The sequence below is a fragment of the Rhodococcus sp. IC4_135 genome (genome assembly GCF_011602025.1).
Taxonomy (GTDB): domain Bacteria; phylum Actinomycetota; class Actinomycetes; order Mycobacteriales; family Mycobacteriaceae; genus Rhodococcus_F; species Rhodococcus_F baikonurensis.
This window is the reverse complement of the sequence record NZ_JAAOLG010000036.1, coordinates 19,064-39,550: the sequence shown is the minus strand read 5'-3', so window position 1 is coordinate 39,550 and position 20,487 is coordinate 19,064. Positions and strand designations below refer to the sequence as shown.

At 61.5% G+C, this 20,487-nt stretch carries 22 protein-coding genes and 1 riboswitch; of the genes, 8 read left to right on the top strand and 14 right to left on the bottom strand.

The window, feature by feature from the left end:
• Window positions 1-525 (top strand): DUF3558 domain-containing protein (locus G8767_RS31165; protein ID WP_240952928.1); only part of this gene is annotated, 525 nt, incomplete at its 5' end.
• Between the two features lie 160 nt (window positions 526-685).
• Window positions 686-892 carry a hypothetical protein gene (locus tag G8767_RS31160; RefSeq protein WP_240952927.1) on the top strand — a complete coding sequence of 69 codons (207 nt, stop codon included), beginning with the start codon at window positions 686-688 and terminating at the stop codon, window positions 890-892.
• Between the two features lie 56 nt (window positions 893-948).
• On the opposite strand, the gene G8767_RS31155 is transcribed toward G8767_RS31160, so the two are convergent.
• Together G8767_RS31155 and G8767_RS31150 are read right to left on the bottom strand one after the other, a co-directional pair.
• The gene (locus tag G8767_RS31155) at window positions 949-1,410 is read right to left on the bottom strand and encodes a 6,7-dimethyl-8-ribityllumazine synthase (protein ID WP_070797143.1); all 462 of its coding nucleotides are present in this window, start codon (window positions 1,408-1,410) and stop codon (window positions 949-951) included.
• 46 nt (window positions 1,411-1,456) lie between these two features.
• A complete protein-coding gene (locus G8767_RS31150; protein WP_003941343.1) occupies window positions 1,457-1,969 on the bottom strand; it encodes an Lrp/AsnC family transcriptional regulator in 513 nt (170 codons plus the stop codon).
• A gap of 219 nt (window positions 1,970-2,188) precedes the next feature.
• Between G8767_RS31150 and G8767_RS31145 the strand changes: the two genes are divergently transcribed.
• From G8767_RS31145 to G8767_RS31135, 3 genes are all read left to right on the top strand, one after another.
• A complete protein-coding gene (locus G8767_RS31145; protein WP_166813709.1) occupies window positions 2,189-3,304 on the top strand; it encodes a Glu/Leu/Phe/Val dehydrogenase in 1,116 nt (371 codons plus the stop codon).
• Between the two features lie 129 nt (window positions 3,305-3,433).
• Window positions 3,434-4,552, top strand: a complete 1,119-nt coding sequence (locus tag G8767_RS31140; protein WP_166813707.1) for a class I SAM-dependent methyltransferase — start codon at window positions 3,434-3,436, stop codon at window positions 4,550-4,552.
• Window positions 4,553-4,665: 113 nt separating this feature from the next.
• Window positions 4,666-6,033 (top strand): acetamidase/formamidase family protein, encoded by a 1,368-nt coding sequence (locus G8767_RS31135; RefSeq protein ID WP_166813705.1) that lies wholly within the window; start codon window positions 4,666-4,668, stop codon window positions 6,031-6,033.
• Window positions 6,034-6,054: 21 nt separating this feature from the next.
• On the opposite strand, the gene G8767_RS31130 is transcribed toward G8767_RS31135, so the two are convergent.
• The 7 genes from G8767_RS31130 to G8767_RS31100 form a co-directional block, all read right to left on the bottom strand.
• Window positions 6,055-7,401 (bottom strand): hypothetical protein, encoded by a 1,347-nt coding sequence (locus tag G8767_RS31130; protein WP_166813703.1) that lies wholly within the window; start codon window positions 7,399-7,401, stop codon window positions 6,055-6,057.
• A 212-nt stretch (window positions 7,402-7,613) separates the two neighbouring features.
• Window positions 7,614-8,096, bottom strand: coding sequence for a hypothetical protein (locus G8767_RS31125; RefSeq protein ID WP_095971529.1), 483 nt, complete (start codon window positions 8,094-8,096; stop codon window positions 7,614-7,616).
• A gap of 165 nt (window positions 8,097-8,261) precedes the next feature.
• Window positions 8,262-8,819, bottom strand: coding sequence for a LysM peptidoglycan-binding domain-containing protein (locus tag G8767_RS31120; protein WP_020908363.1), 558 nt, complete (start codon window positions 8,817-8,819; stop codon window positions 8,262-8,264).
• Window positions 8,820-9,107: 288 nt separating this feature from the next.
• Window positions 9,108-9,902 carry an ABC transporter ATP-binding protein gene (locus G8767_RS31115; protein ID WP_166813712.1) on the bottom strand — a complete coding sequence of 265 codons (795 nt, stop codon included), beginning with the start codon at window positions 9,900-9,902 and terminating at the stop codon, window positions 9,108-9,110.
• An 8-nt stretch (window positions 9,903-9,910) separates the two neighbouring features.
• Window positions 9,911-10,714 carry an ABC transporter permease gene (locus G8767_RS31110; protein WP_166813701.1) on the bottom strand — a complete coding sequence of 268 codons (804 nt, stop codon included), beginning with the start codon at window positions 10,712-10,714 and terminating at the stop codon, window positions 9,911-9,913.
• Window positions 10,692-11,720: an ABC transporter substrate-binding protein gene (locus G8767_RS31105; protein ID WP_166813711.1), complete on the bottom strand. Its 1,029-nt coding sequence runs from the start codon at window positions 11,718-11,720 to the stop codon at window positions 10,692-10,694. The genes G8767_RS31110 and G8767_RS31105 overlap by 23 nt, the downstream gene beginning before the upstream one ends.
• Window positions 11,720-12,463, bottom strand: coding sequence for a TenA family protein (locus tag G8767_RS31100; protein ID WP_124569509.1), 744 nt, complete (start codon window positions 12,461-12,463; stop codon window positions 11,720-11,722). The genes G8767_RS31105 and G8767_RS31100 overlap by 1 nt, the downstream gene beginning before the upstream one ends.
• Window positions 12,451-12,546, bottom strand: a riboswitch (TPP riboswitch). Its footprint overlaps the gene before it by 13 nt.
• 104 nt (window positions 12,547-12,650) lie before the next feature.
• On the opposite strand from G8767_RS31100, the gene G8767_RS31095 reads away from it, so the two are divergent.
• Complete coding sequence (locus G8767_RS31095; RefSeq protein WP_095971533.1) at window positions 12,651-14,219, top strand: carboxylesterase/lipase family protein; 1,569 nt, start codon at window positions 12,651-12,653, stop codon at window positions 14,217-14,219.
• Here G8767_RS31095 and G8767_RS31090 read toward each other — a convergent pair.
• Window positions 14,212-15,414 carry an MFS transporter gene (locus tag G8767_RS31090; RefSeq protein ID WP_206029968.1) on the bottom strand — a complete coding sequence of 401 codons (1,203 nt, stop codon included), beginning with the start codon at window positions 15,412-15,414 and terminating at the stop codon, window positions 14,212-14,214. The two genes, G8767_RS31095 and G8767_RS31090, sit on opposite strands and share 8 nt — an antisense overlap.
• Window positions 15,415-15,599: 185 nt before the next feature.
• Window positions 15,600-15,869 carry a GNAT family N-acetyltransferase gene (locus G8767_RS31085; protein WP_007726096.1) on the bottom strand — a complete coding sequence of 90 codons (270 nt, stop codon included), beginning with the start codon at window positions 15,867-15,869 and terminating at the stop codon, window positions 15,600-15,602.
• A 575-nt stretch (window positions 15,870-16,444) separates the two neighbouring features.
• On the opposite strand from G8767_RS31085, the gene G8767_RS31080 reads away from it, so the two are divergent.
• Complete coding sequence (locus G8767_RS31080) at window positions 16,445-16,771, top strand: hypothetical protein (protein ID WP_003941297.1); 327 nt, start codon at window positions 16,445-16,447, stop codon at window positions 16,769-16,771.
• Window positions 16,772-16,811: 40 nt separating this feature from the next.
• Here the strand turns inward: G8767_RS31080 and G8767_RS31075 are convergent, their stop codons facing one another.
• Window positions 16,812-17,435, bottom strand: a complete 624-nt coding sequence (locus G8767_RS31075) for a Type 1 glutamine amidotransferase-like domain-containing protein (RefSeq protein ID WP_166813697.1) — start codon at window positions 17,433-17,435, stop codon at window positions 16,812-16,814.
• A gap of 52 nt (window positions 17,436-17,487) precedes the next feature.
• Complete coding sequence (locus G8767_RS31070; protein ID WP_095971536.1) at window positions 17,488-18,306, bottom strand: maleylpyruvate isomerase family mycothiol-dependent enzyme; 819 nt, start codon at window positions 18,304-18,306, stop codon at window positions 17,488-17,490.
• 191 nt (window positions 18,307-18,497) lie between these two features.
• Here G8767_RS31070 and G8767_RS31065 point away from each other — a divergent pair, with 191 nt between their 5' ends.
• Window positions 18,498-20,036: an AMP-binding protein gene (locus G8767_RS31065; RefSeq protein WP_124569506.1), complete on the top strand. Its 1,539-nt coding sequence runs from the start codon at window positions 18,498-18,500 to the stop codon at window positions 20,034-20,036.
• Window positions 20,037-20,127: 91 nt separating this feature from the next.
• Here G8767_RS31065 and G8767_RS31060 read toward each other — a convergent pair whose 3' ends face one another.
• Window positions 20,128-20,289, bottom strand: a complete 162-nt coding sequence (locus tag G8767_RS31060) for a DUF488 family protein (protein ID WP_235169793.1) — start codon at window positions 20,287-20,289, stop codon at window positions 20,128-20,130.
• Between the last annotated feature and the right edge of the window lie 198 nt (window positions 20,290-20,487).

Here is a 20,487-nt window from a genome sequence, read left to right as displayed (position 1 = left end):
CGGGGGTCGGTGGGGGTTGGGCGACTGCTCATGGCTGGGATGTTGGTGTGGGCTGCGGCAGGATGCAGCTCAGTCGTGGAGGGGGCGGCTGAGCCTGCATCCGGCCAAGAGGGCTTGTTCGATCCTTGCACGGACATTCCGGACTCGGTTCTGGAAGAAGTCGGGCTTGATCCGGCTACCGAGGAAGCTGGTGCGGCGGGCGTGGAGCAGCCAGGATGGAAGATCTGTGGGTGGAGCGGGTCCTGGTATTTCTTGACTGTGTATTCATCGTCGTACACCGTCGACGATGTTCGACGGAATCCTGATTTCCGAGGGTTCGAGGAACTTAATGTCGGTGGGCGGCGTGGTATCGAGTATCAGCGCGTCGGTGACGAGGACAACAATGGTTGCTACCTTGCTTTCTCGGTCGAACACGGCTCAATCTGGTTCAACGTAGAACGAAAGCTGTCTGAGGTTCGGCAAGAGTCCAGTTGTGTTGTTGCGCAGCGTTTGTCGGTCAATTTTGAATCGACGCTACCGAAATGAGGTCTCGGTGAGTTGGTCTGATCGAAGCAATGGGTCTGACGACTCGCGGCTGGAAGTTGAGCCTGACATCGCACGTGATGTGGTTGCGGCATGCAATGGGTTTCTTGGCGATCTCGATCTGATGCGCAGAAATCTGTTCGTGATAGCGAATGTTTCTGGGATGGGAACGCTTCAATCTGGTATCAACCTGGCCGAGAAGTTCTCCAAGAAAGCTAAGGACGGTGAAGATTCGTTGGAGAAGTCGTTGACCAGCCACATCCAGGTGGTCACCGAGATGCGGGACTTCTTCCAGCAATGCGTCGACCGCTACGGCGAAGTCGACGACTCGAACGCCTCGGCACTCGCAAGCGTCGAGACCCCTCGATAGACACAAAAAATCTCGCTGAGCCGATGGCATTCGGCTCAGCGAGACTTGGGTAACGACTAGCTGGTGGGCAGGGCCTTCAACGACTTGACGGTGGCGTCGACCGCGCGCGCAGCCTCGGCGCCCTTCTTCACGAAATGCGTGCTGAAGTACTCGACATGTTCGGCATGCTCGTGGAAGTGATGCGGTGTCAAGACCACCGAGAAAACCGGAACGTCGGTGTCGAGCTGCACGCGCATCAGACCGTCGATGACAGCAGTTGCAACGAAGTCATGCCGATAGATTCCGCCGTCGACGACCAGACCTGCGGCGACGATCGCCTGGTAGCGGCCGGTCTTGGCCAACCGCCGAGCGTGCAGCGGGATTTCGAAAGCTCCCGGCACCTCGAAGAAATCAACCGTGTCCTTGGGGTAGCCGAGCTCGACGATCGCGTCGGTGAATCCGTCGCGTGCACGGTCGACGATGTTGCGATGCCACGTCGCCTGAATGAACGCGATGCGCTGTCCCTGGATCTCACTCATAACCATGAAACTAGCGCACCGGGAAGCATCGACGCGACCACCCGTCCTAGTCCTGCTGGCGGGGGAAGGCGGTCGAACGACCCCAGCCGGCGTCATTGGTGAGGTGCTCGAGGAGAGGCTGAATCCGATACGGAAGGGGATTGGTCAGAGCGATGGTCGTGGTCGAATGCGTGACGCCTGGAAGCGACACGATCTGCTCGGCCAACTTCTGCAGGGCCGCGTGCGTCGACGTGGCCACGCGGACGAGCAAATCCTCGCGACCGGTCGTGGCGTGAATTTCGATCACCTCAGGCAGCTCGGTCAGACTGCGAGCGACTGCGCTGATCTTGCCCTGTTCTAGCTCCAGGCCGACAAATGCCTGAATCGGGATACCGACCTCGGGGAGATTGAGATTCGGCCGAAACCCGGTGAGAAGTCCGTTGGATTCCATGCGCTTCATTCGTGACTGGACGGTGTTGCGGGCGACGCCCAACGAGTTGGCCAACTCGGCCACACTCATCCTCGAGTCCTTGCTGAGCAGTCCGAGCAACTGGACGTCGAGCTTGTCGATGCTGAGCACTTTGTGAACCTCTCCTCAGTGATTTGAGTCACTGGATGATCGAATTGACTAGTTCAAGAGATTTGCATTGACCAAATCGTAACTCAGGCAGAGCATTGGTTCCACGAATTGCTCAGCGGGATTCTCTTTGGGTTATTTGTCCCCAATAGTACCCAATGGCCATTTCGCCCCAATATTTCGACTGCGCCCCGTTTATTTTTCGGAAAGGTCTATCCCACAATGACTCTCACCGCCGAGCCCGTGAACTCCGTTGTTTCCCATGACGACACTGCGGGCGTGTTCGATCGCGCCGACTACCTGCGCGATTACCCCCACGAGCAGGTGAGCTTCTTCCAGGATCCCGCGAGCGGCCTCAAGGCCATCGTCGCCATCCACTCCACGACGCTCGGCCCCGCACTCGGCGGAACGCGCTTCTACCCGTACTCCGACGAATCCGCCGCAGTCACAGACGTTTTGCGCCTCTCGCGCGGAATGACCTACAAGGCTGCCGTTGCCGGCGTCGACCTCGGCGGCGGCAAGGCCGTCATCATCGGCGACCCCGCAACGGCCAAGACCGACGAATTGCTCGGCGCCTACGCAAAATTCGTCCAGACCCTCGGCGGCCGCTACATCACCGCTGGTGACGTCGGAACCAACTCCAACGATCTCGACATCATCGGTCGTGACACCGACTTCGTCGTCGGCCGCAACGCTACCGTTGGCGGTTCCGGCGACAGCGCTCCGATGACGGCCCTCGGCGTATTCCAGTCGATGCGCGCAGCGGCACAGTCGCATTGGGGCACTCCGTCTCTCGCCGGCAAGACCGTTGGTGTCGAGGGCACAGGCAAGGTCGGCTACGAGCTGATCAAGCTCCTCCTCGCAGACGGCGCGACCGTTCTCGCGACCGACGTCAACGCCGGAGCGCTCGATCGCGTCAAGGCGGACTTCCCGCAGGTGAGCATCGTCGACAGCATCATCGACGCCGACCTTGACGTCTACGCACCCTGCGCGATGGGCGCAACCCTCACCGATACGACCGCACGCTCGATCAAGGCTGAGGTTGTCTGCGGCGCTGCCAACAACCAGCTCACCGTGCCCGAGGTCGAGAACATCCTCCGTGACCGCGGCATCACCTGGACCCCCGACTACGTCGCCAACGGCGGCGGCCTCATCCAGGTTGCCGGCGAGCTGAAGGGCAACTCGGCCGAAGAGGTCAAGCTCAAGGTCGAGAAGATCTTCGACACGGTCACCGAGATCTTCGCGAAGTCCAAGAAGGACGGAATCCTCGCCGGCGAGGCTGCTGACGCGGTCGCCGAGGCTCGCATCGCCGAGGCAGCTCGCGTCGCCAAGGGCTGACATCCCTCTCGCAGTCATGTAGCGCGGCCGGTCCCGACTAGTGTGGACACCAGACAAGCAGATTTTGCAGATCTGGACCACATCAGCCGGTAGACCGGCCGCTATGCGTCGGACGCCGGAAGGGCTTACATGACTGAACAATTCGCTGTGTGGACCGAGAACGATGCCGAGCAGTCGGCCCGTTGGGGTTCGACGAGCAATGCCCCGGCGCCCAAGCGCATCGTCGTCGCCGACGACACGATGAAGGCCGACGACGCCTATCGCCTGGCGTGCGAAGGCACGGCGTTGCTGTGGCGCGGAGACTTTCAGAACGCTCGCCAACTGTCGAAGGCTGTTGCATCGCGCATCGACCGCAAGCCGCGCCGAGCTTCCGACGATCCCGCCAAAGCTTTCCACCTCCACCGGCAGACCCAAGGACGTCGCGCGCAGATTCTCGGCATGCTGCTCATTCCCTTGGACGCCGATCTGTCGATTCCACTCCGGCGTGCCCCGGACGCGCAAATAGCGTTGACCGAGGCGTTCGGGATCACCGGTGAGCCGTCGGTTCGCTCGTTGCGAGACATCCTCGGCGCAATCGGCGCTCACGAGTGGCATCGCAAAGGTGTTTTCATCGAGGCGCTCGACGCACGAATTCATCCCGCTTTCGGTGTGTTCTCGCCCGTCCGCGGCGAGTATGTCGACCTTGTCGCGTCTGCGCCGCTGCCGTCGACGGATTCCGCTTTCGACATCGGCACCGGTACCGGCGTTCTTGCTGCCGTCCTGGCGCGGCGTGGAGTCCAGACAGTGACGGCCACCGACCAGGACGCCCGGGCATTGCAATGCGCGCGCACCAACCTGTCGCGACTTGGCTACGACGATCAGGTGAATGTGGTGGAAGCAGACCTCTTTCCCGAAGGCACTGCTCCGTTGGTGGTCTGCAATCCTCCCTGGATTCCGGCGAAGGCCACCTCGCCCATCGAATACGCCGTCTACGACCCCGCCGGAGCGATGCTGAAGGGCTTCGTGACTGGTGTCGCAGCGCATTTGGACGACGGGGGAGAAGCGTGGCTGATCCTCTCGGACATTGCCGAACACCTCGGTCTCCGAACGCGATCCGAACTGCACGATCTGATCGCGGCCGGTGGGCTCACTGTTGTCGACCGCATGGACGTCAAACCGACGCACGCAAAGGTCAGTGACCGAACCGATGCGCTTCACGCTGCCCGGGCACGCGAAACGACGTCGCTCTGGCGGCTTCGCCGTCGTTGAACTCATTCTCAGTCAACGGCATTTCCTTGCTATGAAATGGTAATGAACGAGTAACAAATCGGGTCTAGTTTTCTTCGCAGTCGCACATCGTCACGCACTCCGGAGGAAACTCGATGGAAAACACGCTTGCCCGCAACGCAGCCGAAGACCTGACGAAAGGTCTTGGCCGACGCGGATTCATGAGGGCGGTCGCGGCTCTCGGTGCGGGAGTAGGCGTTGCCGGTGTGGCTTCGGGGTGCGCGCACTCCAACGCGTCGCCAGCTGGATCATCCTCCTCTGCACTGCCGTTCGCCGATGGTGTGCAGATTCTGCAACCGGGCAGTGGAAACGTCAGCGGCGACCACTATCTGAGTTCGGATCCGTCGGACGTCATGTGGGGCTATGTGCCCAACGTCCACACCCGCGAAATGATGCGGATGAAGTCGGGCCAGACCGTCACCATCGACGCCCTCTCGCACGAGGGAATCCTCGAGGATCAAGGGCGCAATCCCCTCGAATACTTCGGCGGCAAGGGCGTTTCCGAGAAAGACGTGCTCGAGGATGCGATTGCCGTTGCGGCCGAATACAACCGAACCGAACGGAACTTCGACAAGGACGGCCCACATGTCGTCACCGGCCCGGTCTTCGTCGAAGGCGCACAGCCTGGAGACGTACTCAAGATCGAGACACTCGAAGCGATTCCCCGCGTGCCGTACGGGGTTGTGTCGAGCAGGCACGGCAAGGGCGCTCTTGCTGTCACGGCAGACGGAACCGCTCCCGCGGGAATCACTCTGGACGAAGTCATGCCGCCGGTCGCCACGGACGGGCGGGCGACGAAGGATCCGTTGAAGTACGGAGGGGTCTCCACTTTCACCGCGATCGAAGACGGCAAGGGTGTGATGCCCTTCGGCGAGTCCAAGGTGCGGTTTCCCTTGCGGCCCTTCATGGGAATGATGGGAGTTGCCTATTCCACGGATGCCGATCCGACATCCCCGTCGTCGAACTCCATTCCTCCGACGCTGGGCGGCGGAAACATCGACATCAGGCATCTCGGTGTCGGATCAACTTTCTACCTGCCGGTCTTTGCCGAAGGTGCCCTGTTCTACGTCGGTGACCCACACATGGCCATGGGTGACGGCGAGGCCGCGTTGACCGCGATGGAAGGTTCGCTGCGCGGCACGTTCCGACTCAGTGTGTGCAAGAAGGATTCCGGCGACGCCCCATCGGTGGCATTCGGATACCCGTTCGCCGAAACCGAGGAGGCCTGGATTCCGATCGGCTTGTCCGACCCCAACGGTTCGGTCGATGGCCAGAACAGTGACCTCAACGGAGCCATGCGACGTGCGGTGGTCAACGCACTCGACTTCCTCGAGCATGATCGCGGAATGGATCGAGCGACGGCCTACGCCTATCTTTCTGCCGCAGCGGATTTCACGGTCTCACAGGTAGTCGATCGAACCGTGGGCGTCCACGGCCAGATCTTCAAATCCCACTTCGAATAGTGGGAAAGGCGATCTGTCGTGTCAGGACGGATCGTCGAAGAGACTCTGTTGCAAGGGGTCGGCAAACAAGCCCATTTGCTCAGGTTGCGGCTTGGCCGGCGTCTCGGTTCGAGAATTGGGCAGGACCACCAGTCGCAAAGCCCCACGCAAACGGTCGACCATGAGTTCCCATCCACCGACCTGATCCTCGTAGCCCGCGGCTTCCTCGGCATCTCCGCGGCTGTGGGCGTCGACGGCCTGACTACGCAGCTGAATCTGCCATTCGTTACTGATGTGGAGGAGCTGAAGAATCAGATCGCGATCGCGACCGCAGACATCGGCTACCGCATCGAGATCCTCGGCCACATCCAGATCGAGGTGCAGCAGGGTCTCGAGTTCGGGAGGCAGGTCCTCGGCCGTCAGATCGGGCTGTAGAGAGGAGGAATCACCGCTCTTGTTCGCGAAGAAGAGGTCTCCGCCGACGCGCGCGGCGAACTCGTCGTCCACGGTACGCAGGAACGACGTCAGGGCCGCGCACGTATCCGTGAGTTGCTTGGGAACGAATGGCGAACCCGCCACCTCGAGGAACACCGACAGACGGTCGTCGATCAAGACGAACTTGATGCGTGACCACTTGCGGTTGAGATCGGCGATCACCTCGGCTGCACGAGTGCGGTTGCTGATGTCCTGAACGAGCGGGGAGAACAACTGCACGTCCATGGACTCGGACAGGGGACCGACGAACATGACAGTCGAACCGACACGAATGGGTATGTCGCCGTCGCTGTCCCGCTCGGGAAGAGTGCCGAGCATGGGAAGCAATGCGAGAGTGACCAACTCCTTGAGGTGGTCGACATCATTGGGCATGTAGGCCGCAGTGGGGTCCAGTGTCGGAAGTTCGGTCGACTCGACAACCGACGGATCGAAATCCGGAGTCTGCTCGTTGCCGGTGAGATCGCTGGAGAGGAAAGCCGGGTGCTGCACACCGAACACGTCCCGGAATGCCGCGACAGTCATCGCTGCGAGCTGATCGGCCCAGTTCTGCGCCTTGTCGACGCAGAAGGCTGGGGAGTTGTTCGGATCGTCGAGATTTTCGGAAGGCGGATTCCAGCCGAGTGCGATCAACTTTTGTTCGTCGGCATCTTCGAGTCGATAGCGCGGATGAAGGAAGTCGTTGGAAGGAACCTCGCAGCGGACTGTGTTCTCGTCCCACACGAGGAACTGAACGCATGGCGCTGCGCCGTCAGCAGGATCGAAGTCGCCGGTGGACGATTCCACGGCAAGCACGTCGCCGTCGAGCATGATGGAAATGTGATCGCCGAGGCGACGTTGAAATTCTGCCCACGCACGGTCGACACTGACATCGAGATCGAAGCCCATTGCGCTCATCAGCCACCTCCTTCCGCAAAAGCTCAGACCTATACGGTATCGCGAGGCTCCGACAATGCTGCTGTCCTTTTCCGGTCGACCGGATTGCAGAGGGCGACGAACCGTGACGACGAGCAAGGTTGTCGCAGGTAGATCGGGTATTCGAGAGTGGCGACCGAAGTGTGCCTGTAACCGCCGTCACGCCAGGCGGTGTGCAGGCGAAAGACCGAGGACTATCCGGCGAGAACGGGCGAGACCTCGACGACAGGCGGCGTGGACCCGGTCGTGACAACGGGGGTGGTGCTGGTCTTGGTGGTCGTGGCTGTCGCGGTCGGTGACGACGTCGCGGTAGCCGACGCGGTGGTCGTGGACGAGACCGGTGTTGTCGTGCTGGTTGCCGTCGTAGTCGAGGTAGCGGAACTCGAGCTTGTCGCGGTCACCACGAGCGGCTGATTACGAGGAGCAGTCGTTTCGTCTGCGACTCGCCAGGTAGGCGTCGGCGGAATGACAACCGTGGGGACTGCAACCGAGCTGTAGAACGCGGCGGGTTCGATCCCGGCGACGGACTCGACGGAAACCGACGAGACCAGAGCGGGAGGCGTCACCACAGGGCCGCCGGCACCGAATGCGCCGGCTGCTCCGCCGAACACGAGGCCTGATGTCAGAGAGAGAGCGGCCACTGCGACAGCGCCGATCATGACTGTTCTGTCTTTCATGCACACCTGTCCTTCGGGAGCAGTACGGAAGTACTGTAGGCGAAAAGATGCCGCAATGGAGTATCAGGGCCTGCTGGGCGGGACGCGAATCTGTGTGGCGTAGAACACAAAAGGCCCTGGGTGCCGACGCGGACGTCGGCACCCAGGGCCAGGTCAAGCAGTGAATCAGGCGGGGATCGTCAGCACCTGACCGGCGTTGATGAGATCCGGGTTCGGGATGCCGTTTGCATCCGCGATGCGCTGGTACTGGTTGCCGTCACCGTAGAAACGCTCTGCGATCGCCCACAGGGTGTCGCCGCTTTCGACGGTGTAGCTCTGCGCTGCCGGAGCTGCGGGTGCAGGCTCGGGCTCGGGTGCCGGAGCGGGCTCCGGAGCAGCCTCGGCTGCCGGGGCCTCGATTGCGGTGTCCGAAGACCACAGAGCATTTCCACCGGCGGACAGAACGACGTTGCGATCGTCCTGAACCGAGAGGGAGGCACCGTCGTTGCCTGCGGTCTGCGATGCCCACACGGCGTCGGAGTCCTTGTAGATGACGAAGTTTCCGTCAGCCTGCACCTCGGCGCGGTTGGCGCCGGATCCGTTGGTGCCTGCGGCCCAAACAGCCTGTCCGCCCTCGGACAGAACCAGGTTGCCGTCGTCCTGCAAGGTGAGGGTGTACGCGCCGTTGTCGGACTTGAGTTCCTGGCCGACTCCGAGGCTCTGACCTGACTGCAGTGTGCTCACGCTGTCCCTTTCCAAATCTGTTGCGATGACTGTGCCTCCACGATCCCGCTTTACCGTCCAGTTACCTTCTGGCCGTTGGTCTCGTAGGCGACCGAGTGTACGTTACCGAAGAGTACGGAGAATTGTGCAGCGTTCACGGACTGCGTGTCGAGCGTTCGGATCTTGCTGATATTAAGGAGTTTTGAGCGAAAGTGCCGCGACATCCTACGTGAAGTTGCACCGTTGCGATGCACTTTCTCTTGAACGGCAGGTGAAATCGGCGCGTTCTCAGCGCATTATCAGTAACCGTTACGGCCGCATCGATTTGCGAGTCTCGTCGTGGAGCACGGCGAGCAGCTCACGCTCGACCTCGGCGAACTCGGGCGTGGTGATCATGTCCAGTTCGCGTGGCCTCGGCAAGGGAACGTCGACGACGCATCTGACCGTTGCCGGACGCGCAGACAGAACGACCACGCGGTCGGACAGATAGATCGCTTCACGAATATCGTGGGTGATCATCAGAACGGTCCACCGGTACTGCTGCCACACGTCTTGTAGCCAAGCCTGCATCTCGGTGCGGGTCAACGAGTCCAGCGCGCCGAACGGCTCGTCGAGCAACAGGACCGGCTTGCCCTGAACAACGGTGCGCAGCATTGCCGCTCGCTGGCGCATGCCACCAGACAGCTGTGACGGGCGGGCGTCCTCGAATCCGGTCAGGCCGAACGCGGGGAACAACTCCCGAGCGCGCTCGCGTGCGTCCTTCTTCGCGACTCCCTGGACTTCCAAACCGAGGGCCGTGTTGTCCAAGACCGAGCGCCAAGGAAACAGAAGGTCCTTCTGCGGCATGTACGCGGTGTGTACCTCGGTGGCTGCTTCGGATTCCGTTGCGCGCGTGCCGACACGGACCGAACCCGAGGTCGGGGATTCGAGCCCGGCCAGGACGTTGAAGATCGTGCTCTTGCCGCAGCCGCTCGGCCCGATCACCGACACGAACTCGCCCGCGTCGGCGCGGAAGGACACCGAATCGAGTACGAGACGTGATTCTCCGGCCGTGTCGAACCTCTTGGTCAGGTCCTGGATTTCGACCATTGCATCCTCGACCATCGGGTCAGTCATGTCCGTGACCTTTCGTTCATCGCCCATGGTGCAACGATGCGCTCGACGGCGAACGTCAGCAAGTACAGCGTGACACTGATCAACGCCGTCACCAGTACGGCCGCCAACACCAGGTCGGTGCGGAAGGAGTTCTTCTGGGTGCTCATGTAGATACCCAAACCGGAAGTAGCGCCGACGTATTCGGAGAACACCGCACCCACGACCGCATAAGTGATGCCGATGCGCAGGGCGGTGAAGAATCGCGGAATCGCCGAAGGAAGGCGGACGTAGCGGAACTCCTGCCAGCGAGTGCTACCCATACTGCGCAGGAGAGCGCCCGCTTCCCGGTCGGCTGCGGCAAATCCCTCGATGAGTCCGATGGTCATGGGGAAGAACGTCGCAAGTGCGATCACCAACACCTTCGGCAGCAACCCGAAGCCGAACCAGATGATCATCAGTGGCGCGACGGCGATGATCGGCAGCGTCTGCGAGACGACGAAGAGTGGTACCAGCGCGCGTGACAACCACGGCGAAAAGTCCACGACCACAGCAAGAATCCAGGCCAACACCAATGAAACGGTGAAGCCGACCAACGTGACCTGCAATGTCGACCAGGCGTGGTCGGCGATGATCTCGCGGTTGTCCCAACCCTGGGAAACAACGCGACCCGGAGACGGGAGTACTTGCGGCCGAATCCCACTGATCTCGACGTAGATCTGCCACGCCGCCACGAGGAGCACCACCACGGCGAGCGCGGGAAGCGCCCGCCGCGTGGTCGAGACCAATCGCCCGCTCACGTCAGGACGCGTCGAGATACTCATTGGTGAAGTACTCCGACCAGTCCGGCTTCTGGGTCAACGGCTTCCCGTCCGGTCCGGCGAGCAACCCGTTGTCGAAGAGGAATCCCGAGTAGCCCGACCAGGTTTCGAGATTCTGGGCGCCCACGACTCCGTTGGCGTCTTTCATGTAGTCGGCGGCGAGCATCCGCTGGCTCTCACGGACGAGGTCTTCGTCGGTGAATGCTCCGGGATTCGCGTCGATGAGGTCCTGCGCGGCCTGGTCCGGGTTGTCGGCAGCAGTCTGATAACCGCGTTGAACGGCCTTGACGAACTTGCGTGCCTCGTCGGGATGGTCCTTCAACCACTGCTGGTTGCCGTTGATCACGATCGAATACGCATCGGGGAAGCCGTAATCGGTGTACTGGAAGTACCGCATCGGAGTTCCGTTTCGCTCCGCTTCGAGGCCTTCCCAAGCAAAGTAGGAGACGGTGAAGTCTGCCTGGCCCGAGTACACGGCTTCGTACGCGGACGTTCCGAGCGTGACCGTCGTGAAGTTCCCGGTTCCGCCGTCGTTGCGGATGATCTGCTGCAGCGTCTCGACTTCACCCGGATCGCCGAACCCGGCGTACGTCTTTCCGTCGAGATCACGCGGACGCGTGATGTCCGCACGATCCGCCTTCACGCCGATGCCGGTGGCGCGGTGCTGAAGTGGCGCGATGACGGACGTCGTGGCGGCGCCGGCCGCACGGGCGAACGTGGCCTGACTCTGTGTGCTGATGCCGAACTCGGCGTTACCGGCGTCGACGAGGGTGTCGGGCGAGGTGTTGTTGTACGGCAGGATCGAGACCTCCAGACCGGCGTCCTCGAAGTAGCCCTCTTGGAGTGCAACGTACAAACCGGTGTGGTTCGTGTTCGGTGTCCAGTCGAGTGCGAACCGAATGGTCCCGTCGGAAGAGCCGGTGTCAGAGGCGCATCCGGTCAGAACCGTGAATGCGGCTGCGATCGCGGCAGACGTGGCAAGCGTGCGGCGTAGCGCCGCAAACGACATCACGACGCCGGCCAAGGCTGCTGGTGGAGTGCGGAATCCCAGAACATCAGCTCGTAGCGACTGGCGATGCGGAACGCTTCACTCATCGCCTCTCGCTCTGTCTCGGTGGCAGCTTCAGCCGCAGCATCGACCAGTACGCGAGCCTGCGCCACCGATTCGTGGAATTCGGGTGCGTCGTAGGTCGTGACCCACTGTGCGTACGGATGCGACGGATCGGCGTCGAGTACCTCGCGCGCTGAAGCGGCAAGATCGCGGCCGACCTCGGCGTAGATCCAGAAGCAGGGGAGTACTGCCGCTGCGGAGACCGGGTAAGGCGCCGTTGCCGCAGTCGCCGTCAGATACGAGACGTATCCCAGGCAGGCCTGCGAATGCTCCAGCCGCTGCGAACCGGGTGGAAGAATTCCACCGGTCAGCAAACCGTCGTGAAGCGCAGATTCCACCGTCGCTGCCGTGGACGCGGAATTCGACCAGAAGCCCGCGGCCTGCGGATCCGGGGCGTGGGCCGCGACCAGGGACAACGCTTTCGAATATCCCTCGAGATAGAGCTTGTCCTGCTCGATGTACGTGCGGAACGCGTCGAGAGGCAACGTTCCGTCGCCGAGGCGGCGGAGGAACTCGAGCGAGTCGATCGACTCGCGGAGGACCTTCGTCTCGGCCCAGAGTCGATCGGTGAACCGATCCGTCGACGGCGCTGTGGCCACCGAGTTTTCGGCAGAATTGTATGCAGGCTGCGTAGTAGCCATGACATCCCTTCGTCAGCATTACCTGATCAGGTTCCCGGGTGTGTTCTCAGCCCCGCCCATGCGGAGCACCCCGTGTCAGAACTAGGCGACCTTAACACCGAGGGATTGTGTACTCGGCGCACACCCGTCCGAGATTGGTAGGTTTGGTCTTGATTGCCACACGCGCGGGTCGGGAGGGGATTCAGACATGGAGACCGACGTTCGACCAAATCTCGGCGAGGACGGAACACTGGTGATCCGTGCCAGAGGCGGTGAAGCCCGCGGGTATCCGGATGGCGGTGTGTTCGCGTGGAAGGGCATGCCCTACGCAGCAGCGCCGGTGGGTGCACGGAGGTTCCGCGCGCCGCAACCCGCAGAGCCGTGGGACGGGGTGCGCGACTGTCGTGAATTCGGGCCGATCGCGCCGCAAGGTCAGAGTCCGGCGGTTCCGATCGATCGGGCTTTCAAGATCGACGAGGACTGCTTGTCGATCAACGTCTGGGCCCCGCGACCCGACGGCACGCCTCGACCGGTGATGGTGTGGATTCACGGCGGCGCCTACTGCCTCGGGTCTGCCGCCCAAACGATCTACGACGGCCGTCATCTGGCTGAAACCGGTGACGTCGTTCTCGTCTCCTTCAACTATCGCGTCGGCGCACTGGGATTCTTGGACCTGTCCGCGTTTTCCACCGGGGATACCGTTTTCGAATCGAACTGTGGTCTGCGAGACCAGATTGCGGCGCTCGAATGGGTTCGAGACAACATCGACGCCTTCGGTGGTGACCCGAGTGCGGTGACTGTGTTCGGTGAGTCTTCCGGCGCAGGATCCATCACGACGCTCATGACCTGTCCGAGCGCCGAAGGTCTGTTCCATCGTGCGATTGCCCAGAGTCCTCCCGCGACCTCCGTCTACGGGGCCGAGCGCGCCAAGACCGTGGCAGAGCGGTTTCTCGAACTGCTCTCGATCGACCCTGAAGACGCAGGCGATCTGCTGACCACGGATCTCGAACTTCTCGTGAAGGCAAGCGATGACCTGGTCAACGAGATTCCGACACGGATTCCGGGAACTTTGGCAATGGCACCCGTAGTCGATCGCGATCTGGTGCCGCACTACCCGGTTGCGGCTTTCCAGAAGGGTTACGCGCACCGAATCCCACTGATCATCGGTTCCAACAAGGACGAGGCGTCGATCTTCAAGTTCATGAAGTCGCCACTGATGCCGGTGAGCGCGCAGTCCGTCGAGGCAATGCTCCAATTACTGGCGGACGATCACCCCGACATCTCCGCGACCAAACTTGCCGAGATCATGTCGGCCTACCCAGATCACGCGAAACCGAGTGGCGCGCTGGCGCTCTCACGGGACGCGGCGTTTCGCATGCCGACTCTGTGGATCGCCGACGCTCACTGCAGGCATTCCCCCACGTGGGTGTACCGCTTCGATCACGCGACGCCGATGCTCAAAGCCGCACGGATCGGCGCGGGTCACGCGACGGAATTACCTTATGTCTTCGGCAATTTCGGGACCCTGAACGTCGACCCCACATTCTGGCTGGGTGGGCGGAAGGCTGCGATGGAGGTGGCCGGCCGTATCCAACGGCGATGGCTGGCCTTCGCCAGGCATGCCGTGCCGGCAGCTCTCGACGGCTCGAAACATTGGGCGCCGTACGAGGAGGAGAAGCGGTCGACGCTGTTGATCGACTCTGCCGACACCCTCGTCAGCGACCCCGATCACGGACTGCGCGTCGCCTGGGGCAACGACGTGATGGGGTTCAACTGACGTCGGTCGAGTGCCGCGGACGATCCAGTTCGCGAAGCACCGGCAGGGAGGCACAGACCGCGGCGATCAGGATGATCGGAATCGACAGGGCCACAAAGGTCGACGCGATTCCGAGTTGATCGAGCAGAGGGCCGACCGCGAGGTAGCCGAGCGGGCCGGCGGCGTAGGCCGTCGACGTCATGACACCGACGACGCGTCCGCGCATGTGCTCCGGGCTGTGCGTCTGCATGGCGTAGTTGGCGATCGGGCCGACTGGTCCGTAGACGAGACCCTGTAGTCCGGCGAGTACGAGGATCACCCACAGCGGCGGTAGAAGCGCCATGGCCAGCATCGCTATGCCGAGGACGGCGACAGCAAAAATCATGATCAGGCGCCGGGACATGATCGGTGCCAGTGGGGCGTAGGCGAGAGAGCCGATGATGCCGCCGATCGCCAATGCCATCAATACCGATCCGAGTTGGGCCGGCTGGTCCAACTCCGTGAAGTACACCGGGAACACGACGCTCTCCACCGGCATGTAGAGCGCGACGACGGCCATGTCGATCAGCGCCAGACTGCGCAGCAGTTTGTTGTTCCAGACGAACCGAAGACCGTCGAGTGTGCCGTGCCAGATCGATTTCGGCCGATGCTCGTGTTCGGGCACTCCGGCGCCGGGAAGCCGGATGAAGGCGACCACGACGATCGAGAACACAAAACCTGCCGCAGTCACCCAGAGCGTGTTCACCGCTCCGATCGTTGCGATCAGGACACCGCCGATGCCAGGGCCGATCAGATATGCGACGTTGAAATTGGCCTCGTACACGCTGTTGGTTCGATCGAGCTTCCACTTGGCGGTCCGCGTTGCTGCGGGCAGCATCGACTCCCTCGCCGCCATTCCGGCGGGGTCGAACACGGCGCCGAGTGCGGCCAACGCCGCGATCACCGGGATCGTCAAGCCCGCGGTGGCCGCGATGATCGGAATCGCTGCAACGGACATCGCAGAGAGAGCGTCGGAAATCATCGACGTTCGACGACGTCCGAATTTGTCGACGAAGGTCCCTGAGAACAGGCTCGACACGAGTAGTGGAACGGCTGCTGCGCCGGCAACTATTGCCGCGTCGGTTGCCCTGCCGGTTCGTTCGAGAACAAGCCAGGGGAGCACGACGATGGCGATACCGTTGCCGATCGCCGAAAACAGCGTCGCGAGATTGACCAGGACGAGAGGGAGATAGCTGGGGGTAGCTAAGTCCGTGGACGCAGGTGGACGCCGATCTGCTGAGGCGACCACGTTCTTTCCTTCCCCGAGACGGTGCCGCCCGGGATTTCGACGACGGCACCATCGACGCTAGCAGCGGGGTCTGCAGGTCCGCGAGTGATTTTTCGCGGAGCGTCCTCGTTCGGTTATGCCTGGTAAACGGGGTTCTCGGCAACAAACTTCTCGACGTACGAGCACGTCGGAAGGATCTTCAATCCCTCGTTCCGGGTCTGATCGAGCGCCTCACGCACCACGATGGCTGCAAGCCCGCGCCCACGAAACTGCGGATAGGTCACCGTGTGGTGGAAATCACGGACGCCGGAATGGTCCGAGTACTCGGCAAAACCGGCGAGCTCGCCGTCGACGCGGATCTCGAAGCGCGTTTCCGCGGGATTGTGCGCCACTGTCTCGGTCATCTTCGGGCTCCGTTTCGAAAGGGCGGCCGGCTGCGGCGCGCCGCGTCTGCGTTCTGTGGAGTCACGCTACCTGGCAGGCCGTCCGCAATATCGGTTGCCGCCGTGACTTCCGTTACTTAGCGTAACTACAACTGGACGACCGTTCAAGGGACCTTCGTCGCTGCGCATAACGAACAAAACTGGTCTGTACGTGCCGATTTGCCCGTACTTTTGTGCCCACGATGGGTGATACATATGCATCGCGATCGTAAACATCCCAATATGTGGGACTCGTCACAAAGTTTTTTGTCATCTGTTCGGATGGATTAAGTGGAGGGCCTGAAACGGGCAAATTGCAGGTCAGCGGGGCGCTGATTGCGTGCCGGCGTAGGGTGCGAGCGCCCGGAAACCCCAGGGGTATTGCCTTGGTCATCAGATCGTTTCTCGGACGTGATCCCAAAGACCCGCTTGGGGGGTTAGCGTTTGAATCGTCGGGGATAGAAGAAGCGTTACAACTTCGCCAAAAAAACTTTGGCGCGGCTTCGCAACGGTTCGATTTCGAGTCTTCGTCGGACAACTTCGAGGAAGGAACGCACATGATTTTCGGGCAGCGTGAGTCGAACAGTTACTTTGCCGCAATTTTTTCGTACGACTTCCTTGACGAAGGTCTGGGATACGAGACCATCGCACGGATCCACCGGGGCGAGATCTGCGAGTGGATTCGCGACCTCGAGGCGTCCGGGTTGTTCTCGGCTGCGGAGGTCCATGCCGCTGAGCTGGCATGGCGCGAAAACCCGCGCCTGCTCCTCGACGCCCTTCTCGAGGACGCCGACGAGGTCTCGGTCAAGCGCTGGGAGATTGCGTGGACGAGGCTCGAGCGTCAGTCGCCGGCAGCCGGAACCGCAGTGGCAGAGCACGGCTGATCCAGTCCGGCCGAAGCAGACTGCTCAGTCTGCGTCACGATCAGCGTTCGACGACTATCGCCTCTTGATCGGTAAGCACGGTGAATTGCGCGCCCGCAGTGGTCAGCGCCGCAACCGTCCGCGCGGTCACCTGTGGATCTTCGAGTAGCGAATCGCCGCCGTGCGGCACTATCGCGAAGTCGACCAGCGCGAGCCCGGACCAGATCGGGTCGATACCGCACGTGGGCATGACTTCAGCGGGGTCGTCCGACGCGTCGAGCCCGATCAGAGTCGGAGTCGCCACGCACGCTCCCGCGCTGTATCCCGCATAGGCCACGACGCCTGAACGAACCAACATCTCGATGACCCGATCTGCGCCGCTTCGGGCTAACTGTGCACGCAGAACGAACGTATTTCCGCCGCGGACCCACAGGCAGTCGAATTCGCGAAGCCGGGCTTCGAGTGCTTCCGGTGCACCCGCGAAGTCGCGGACGTCCACTTCCTCTGCCGTGAAACCCGCTGCCCGTAGTGGGGTCAATTCGCTTGTCACTGCCGAACTGCGGGCATTGAGCGGCCACGAATCGGCAGCCGCAGCGATCACTGCGATGTGAGCGCCGCGGCCTACAAGGTCGACAAGAGCCCCGCGATGGTCGCCGAATCGGTAGGACGAGAGAAACAGTTTCACTTCTCAGTACCTTCGCGACCTTCGAACCCTTTGTTCCCTATCCACCCAACCCTCAAATCGTGAACGCCAGATTGTCGACGACGCGTGTGCCCACCGTGGTGTCACCGCGAAGCGAGATGTCGGTTCGGTGATCGGACGCGTGGACGCGTCCACCGGCAATTCGGGTGAAGAGTGGTGAGCTCATCGAGATTGTCGTGGTCGCCGGCCCGTCCAGCTCCGGGACGAGCGTTGCACGCGCATCAACCGAGACGTGAAGTGAACGGGCAAGTGGCCCTTCGAGTTCGAAAGTGATCCGTGCTCCCTCGGGCGCCTTTCCTCGTTTTCCGACGACGAAACCGAGCGCGCTGGTGATTTCGCCGAAGGCAGTCTCCGCGCGCAATCCGCCTTCCTCGCCCGGAATGCCGACAGCATCTCTGATGTCGAGTTCGTGCATCCAACAGTCGAAGGTCCGAATACGCATGAACCGGCCATAAGGCGCAAGACCGACCGGTGTCTGTGTCTCGGCGTCCCAGTCGGCGCCCGTCATCGAGCGAAGTGCCTCGGTTCGGCTGGCGGTGATATCGCGGTAGTGCGCCAACAGGTCCGCGTGCGGTGTCCGCCTCAGGCCTTCGACCCAGCGCTCGTTGAACGCCGCAATCTCGTTGCGGACGTGGGGCAATGCGTGGACGTCGAGGTCGATCGACGGTGGTTCGATACCGGAGAGCAGCGATTCCGTACCGATCAGATGCGACACGATGTCGTGAACCGTCCACCCCGGAAGGTTCGACGGTGCCAACCACTGGTCACCGTCGAGTTCGGCAAGCAGCGCGTCGATGACTCGCCATTCCTCCGTCAACGCGTCGACTACTGCGTCCTGGGGCCAACCACTCATGCGGACATCTCCTGTTTCGGACGGTTCGGTTCTCATCACTGTATGTCGCGCCGGATAAGTGAGCGGGCATTCCCAGGCCTCGAGTCGGTGTCGCCAAACCTCCGAGGGAAGCAGAGTTCCTGTGGTAGACCAGGATTGTCGACGTCGAAGCAGGCTCACCCGGCGTTGTCGTCACCGACAGAGGAGTCTTCGTGTTTCCAGGAAATTTCGTCCAGTCCACGCCGGACAAGCCCGCCGTCATTCGCCCCGCGACGGGTGAGTCCATCACCTATCGGGAACTCGACGAACGGTCGACGCAGTTGGCGCGATACTTCCGAAGTGTTGGTGCCAAGCCTGGAGACCACGTCGCTCTCATCTCGAACAACGATCTCCGCGCGTTCGAGGTGTACTGGGCCGCATTGAGATCCGGTCTCTACATCACTGCGGTGAACTGGCATCTCACGGCTGCGGAGGCCGCCTACATCGTCGACGACTGCGAGGCGACAATTCTGGTGGCGTCGGGGCAGGCGTCGGCAGCAGTTCCGTTGGACGAGAAGCTGATTCCACGTGTTCGCCATCGGTTGGTGTACGGCGGCGCTCTCGAGGGGTTCGACGACTACGAGGATGCGGTCGATGCTCAGTCCGCCGATCCACTCGACTCGCAGCCACGCGGGGCTGACATGCTGTACTCGTCCGGAACCACCGGCAGGCCCAAGGGAATCAAGGGAGATCTTCCGGAGGGTGAGGTGGACACCACCATGGATCCGTACACCGCGGTGTTCGCGCCGATGTACGGGTTCGATTCCGACACAGTCTATTTGTGCCCGGCTCCGGTCTATCACGCGGCACCCCTGCGCTTTTGCGGCGTGATCAATTCGGTCGGCGGAACCGTGATCTTGATGGATGCATTCGAAGCCGAGACCGCGCTGGAGTTGATCGGTAAATACGCTGTGACGCACAGTCAGTGGGTACCGACGATGTTCGTTCGAATGTTGAAACTGCCGAAGGAGACCCGCGATCGTTACGACGTCTCGACGGTCAAAGTCGCCATTCACGCGGCTGCTCCCTGCCCGCCCGAAGTGAAGACGGCAATGATCGACTGGTGGGGTCCGGTGATCCACGAATACTACGCCTCGACCGAGGGCTCGGGCGCCACTTTCATCAACAGCGAGCAGGCTTTGTCTCATCCGGGTTCCGTCGGTCGTGACGGTGTGATGGGGATCGTGCACATCTGTGCCGACGACGGGCGCGATCTTCCGGTCGGCGAGATCGGTACCGTGTTCTGGGAACGGGAGACTCTGCCGTTCCGCTACCACAACGATCCCGAGAAAACGGCCGCCGCGCAGCATCCGGATCATCCGACGTGGACGACGAGTGGTGATATCGGCTATATCGATTCGGAGCGTTTTCTTTATCTGACCGACCGCGCGGCATTCACTATTATCTCTGGTGGCGTCAATATCTATCCGCAGGAGTCCGAGAACATTCTTACATTGCATCCGAAGGTGTTCGACGTGGCGGTCATCGGTGTTCCCGACGAGGAAATGGGCGAGCAGGTCAAGGCGGTTGTCCAACTAGCGGACGGGATCGAGCCGAGTGCTCATGTCGCCGAGGAATTGCTGGAATATGTCCGCAGCCAGGTTGCACATTTCAAAGCTCCGCGAAGCATCGACTTTGCCGACGAATTGCCTAGGACCGCCACAGGAAAACTCGTGAAGCACAAGTTGCGGTCTCAATATGTGAGCAATTGACCTTCAGAGGAAATGCTAGGACATCAGAGTAATTCTGCGAGATAGTCGGCAAGGACCTGCGCGTGGCTGTATGGCAGGTCCTTGCTTGCTGTCAGTAGAACAACGGGTCGAGCATCCGATGCCGGCGCGATGCGTACTGCAGGTTTTCGCGCTTGACGCCGCGTGGCCAGAGTCGGTCGACGAGGAGTCGGACGGCGTTACATTCGGAAGTAGGTTCGTAAACTCGCTCGACCCTGATGATTCGGCGCGTCATTTTGATGCCTTTACGTCTTTCGGACGTTTCAAATAGTGGAATAGCCCGCCATTCGAGTGTGATCGGCCTCACAGTAGGCTTCTCCAACTAAGTCCAAACATACTGTTCGGACTCGATTCAGATGGAGAAAGTGCGTCGTCGGTTTCCCTACGCCGCGGTAACTCTGGCTACTATCAGTCACCATTCACCCAAAAGCGG

What these genes read in the sequence shown, in the direction of transcription:
- G8767_RS31080 (WP_003941297.1), top strand. Translation starts at nt 16,445, where the DNA reads ATGATTTTCGGGCAGCGTGAGTCGAACAGTTACTTTGCCGCAATTTTT.
- G8767_RS31070 (WP_095971536.1), bottom strand. Translation starts at nt 18,306, where the DNA reads ATGAGTGGTTGGCCCCAGGACGCAGTAGTCGACGCGTTGACGGAGGAA.
- G8767_RS31085 (WP_007726096.1), bottom strand. Translation starts at nt 15,869, where the DNA reads ATGACCGAGACAGTGGCGCACAATCCCGCGGAAACGCGCTTCGAGATC.
- G8767_RS31110 (WP_166813701.1), bottom strand. Translation starts at nt 10,714, where the DNA reads ATGAGTATCTCGACGCGTCCTGACGTGAGCGGGCGATTGGTCTCGACC.
- G8767_RS31115 (WP_166813712.1), bottom strand. Translation starts at nt 9,902, where the DNA reads ATGGTCGAGGATGCAATGGTCGAAATCCAGGACCTGACCAAGAGGTTC.
- G8767_RS31155 (WP_070797143.1), bottom strand. Translation starts at nt 1,410, where the DNA reads ATGAGTGAGATCCAGGGACAGCGCATCGCGTTCATTCAGGCGACGTGG.
- G8767_RS31160 (WP_240952927.1), top strand. Translation starts at nt 686, where the DNA reads ATGGGAACGCTTCAATCTGGTATCAACCTGGCCGAGAAGTTCTCCAAG.
- G8767_RS31095 (WP_095971533.1), top strand. Translation starts at nt 12,651, where the DNA reads ATGGAGACCGACGTTCGACCAAATCTCGGCGAGGACGGAACACTGGTG.
- G8767_RS31145 (WP_166813709.1), top strand. Translation starts at nt 2,189, where the DNA reads ATGACTCTCACCGCCGAGCCCGTGAACTCCGTTGTTTCCCATGACGAC.
- G8767_RS31100 (WP_124569509.1), bottom strand. Translation starts at nt 12,463, where the DNA reads ATGGCTACTACGCAGCCTGCATACAATTCTGCCGAAAACTCGGTGGCC.
- G8767_RS31135 (WP_166813705.1), top strand. Translation starts at nt 4,666, where the DNA reads ATGGAAAACACGCTTGCCCGCAACGCAGCCGAAGACCTGACGAAAGGT.
- G8767_RS31060 (WP_235169793.1), bottom strand. Translation starts at nt 20,289, where the DNA reads ATGACGCGCCGAATCATCAGGGTCGAGCGAGTTTACGAACCTACTTCC.
- G8767_RS31125 (WP_095971529.1), bottom strand. Translation starts at nt 8,096, where the DNA reads ATGAAAGACAGAACAGTCATGATCGGCGCTGTCGCAGTGGCCGCTCTC.
- G8767_RS31130 (WP_166813703.1), bottom strand. Translation starts at nt 7,401, where the DNA reads ATGAGCGCAATGGGCTTCGATCTCGATGTCAGTGTCGACCGTGCGTGG.
- G8767_RS31140 (WP_166813707.1), top strand. Translation starts at nt 3,434, where the DNA reads ATGACTGAACAATTCGCTGTGTGGACCGAGAACGATGCCGAGCAGTCG.
- G8767_RS31105 (WP_166813711.1), bottom strand. Translation starts at nt 11,720, where the DNA reads ATGTCGTTTGCGGCGCTACGCCGCACGCTTGCCACGTCTGCCGCGATC.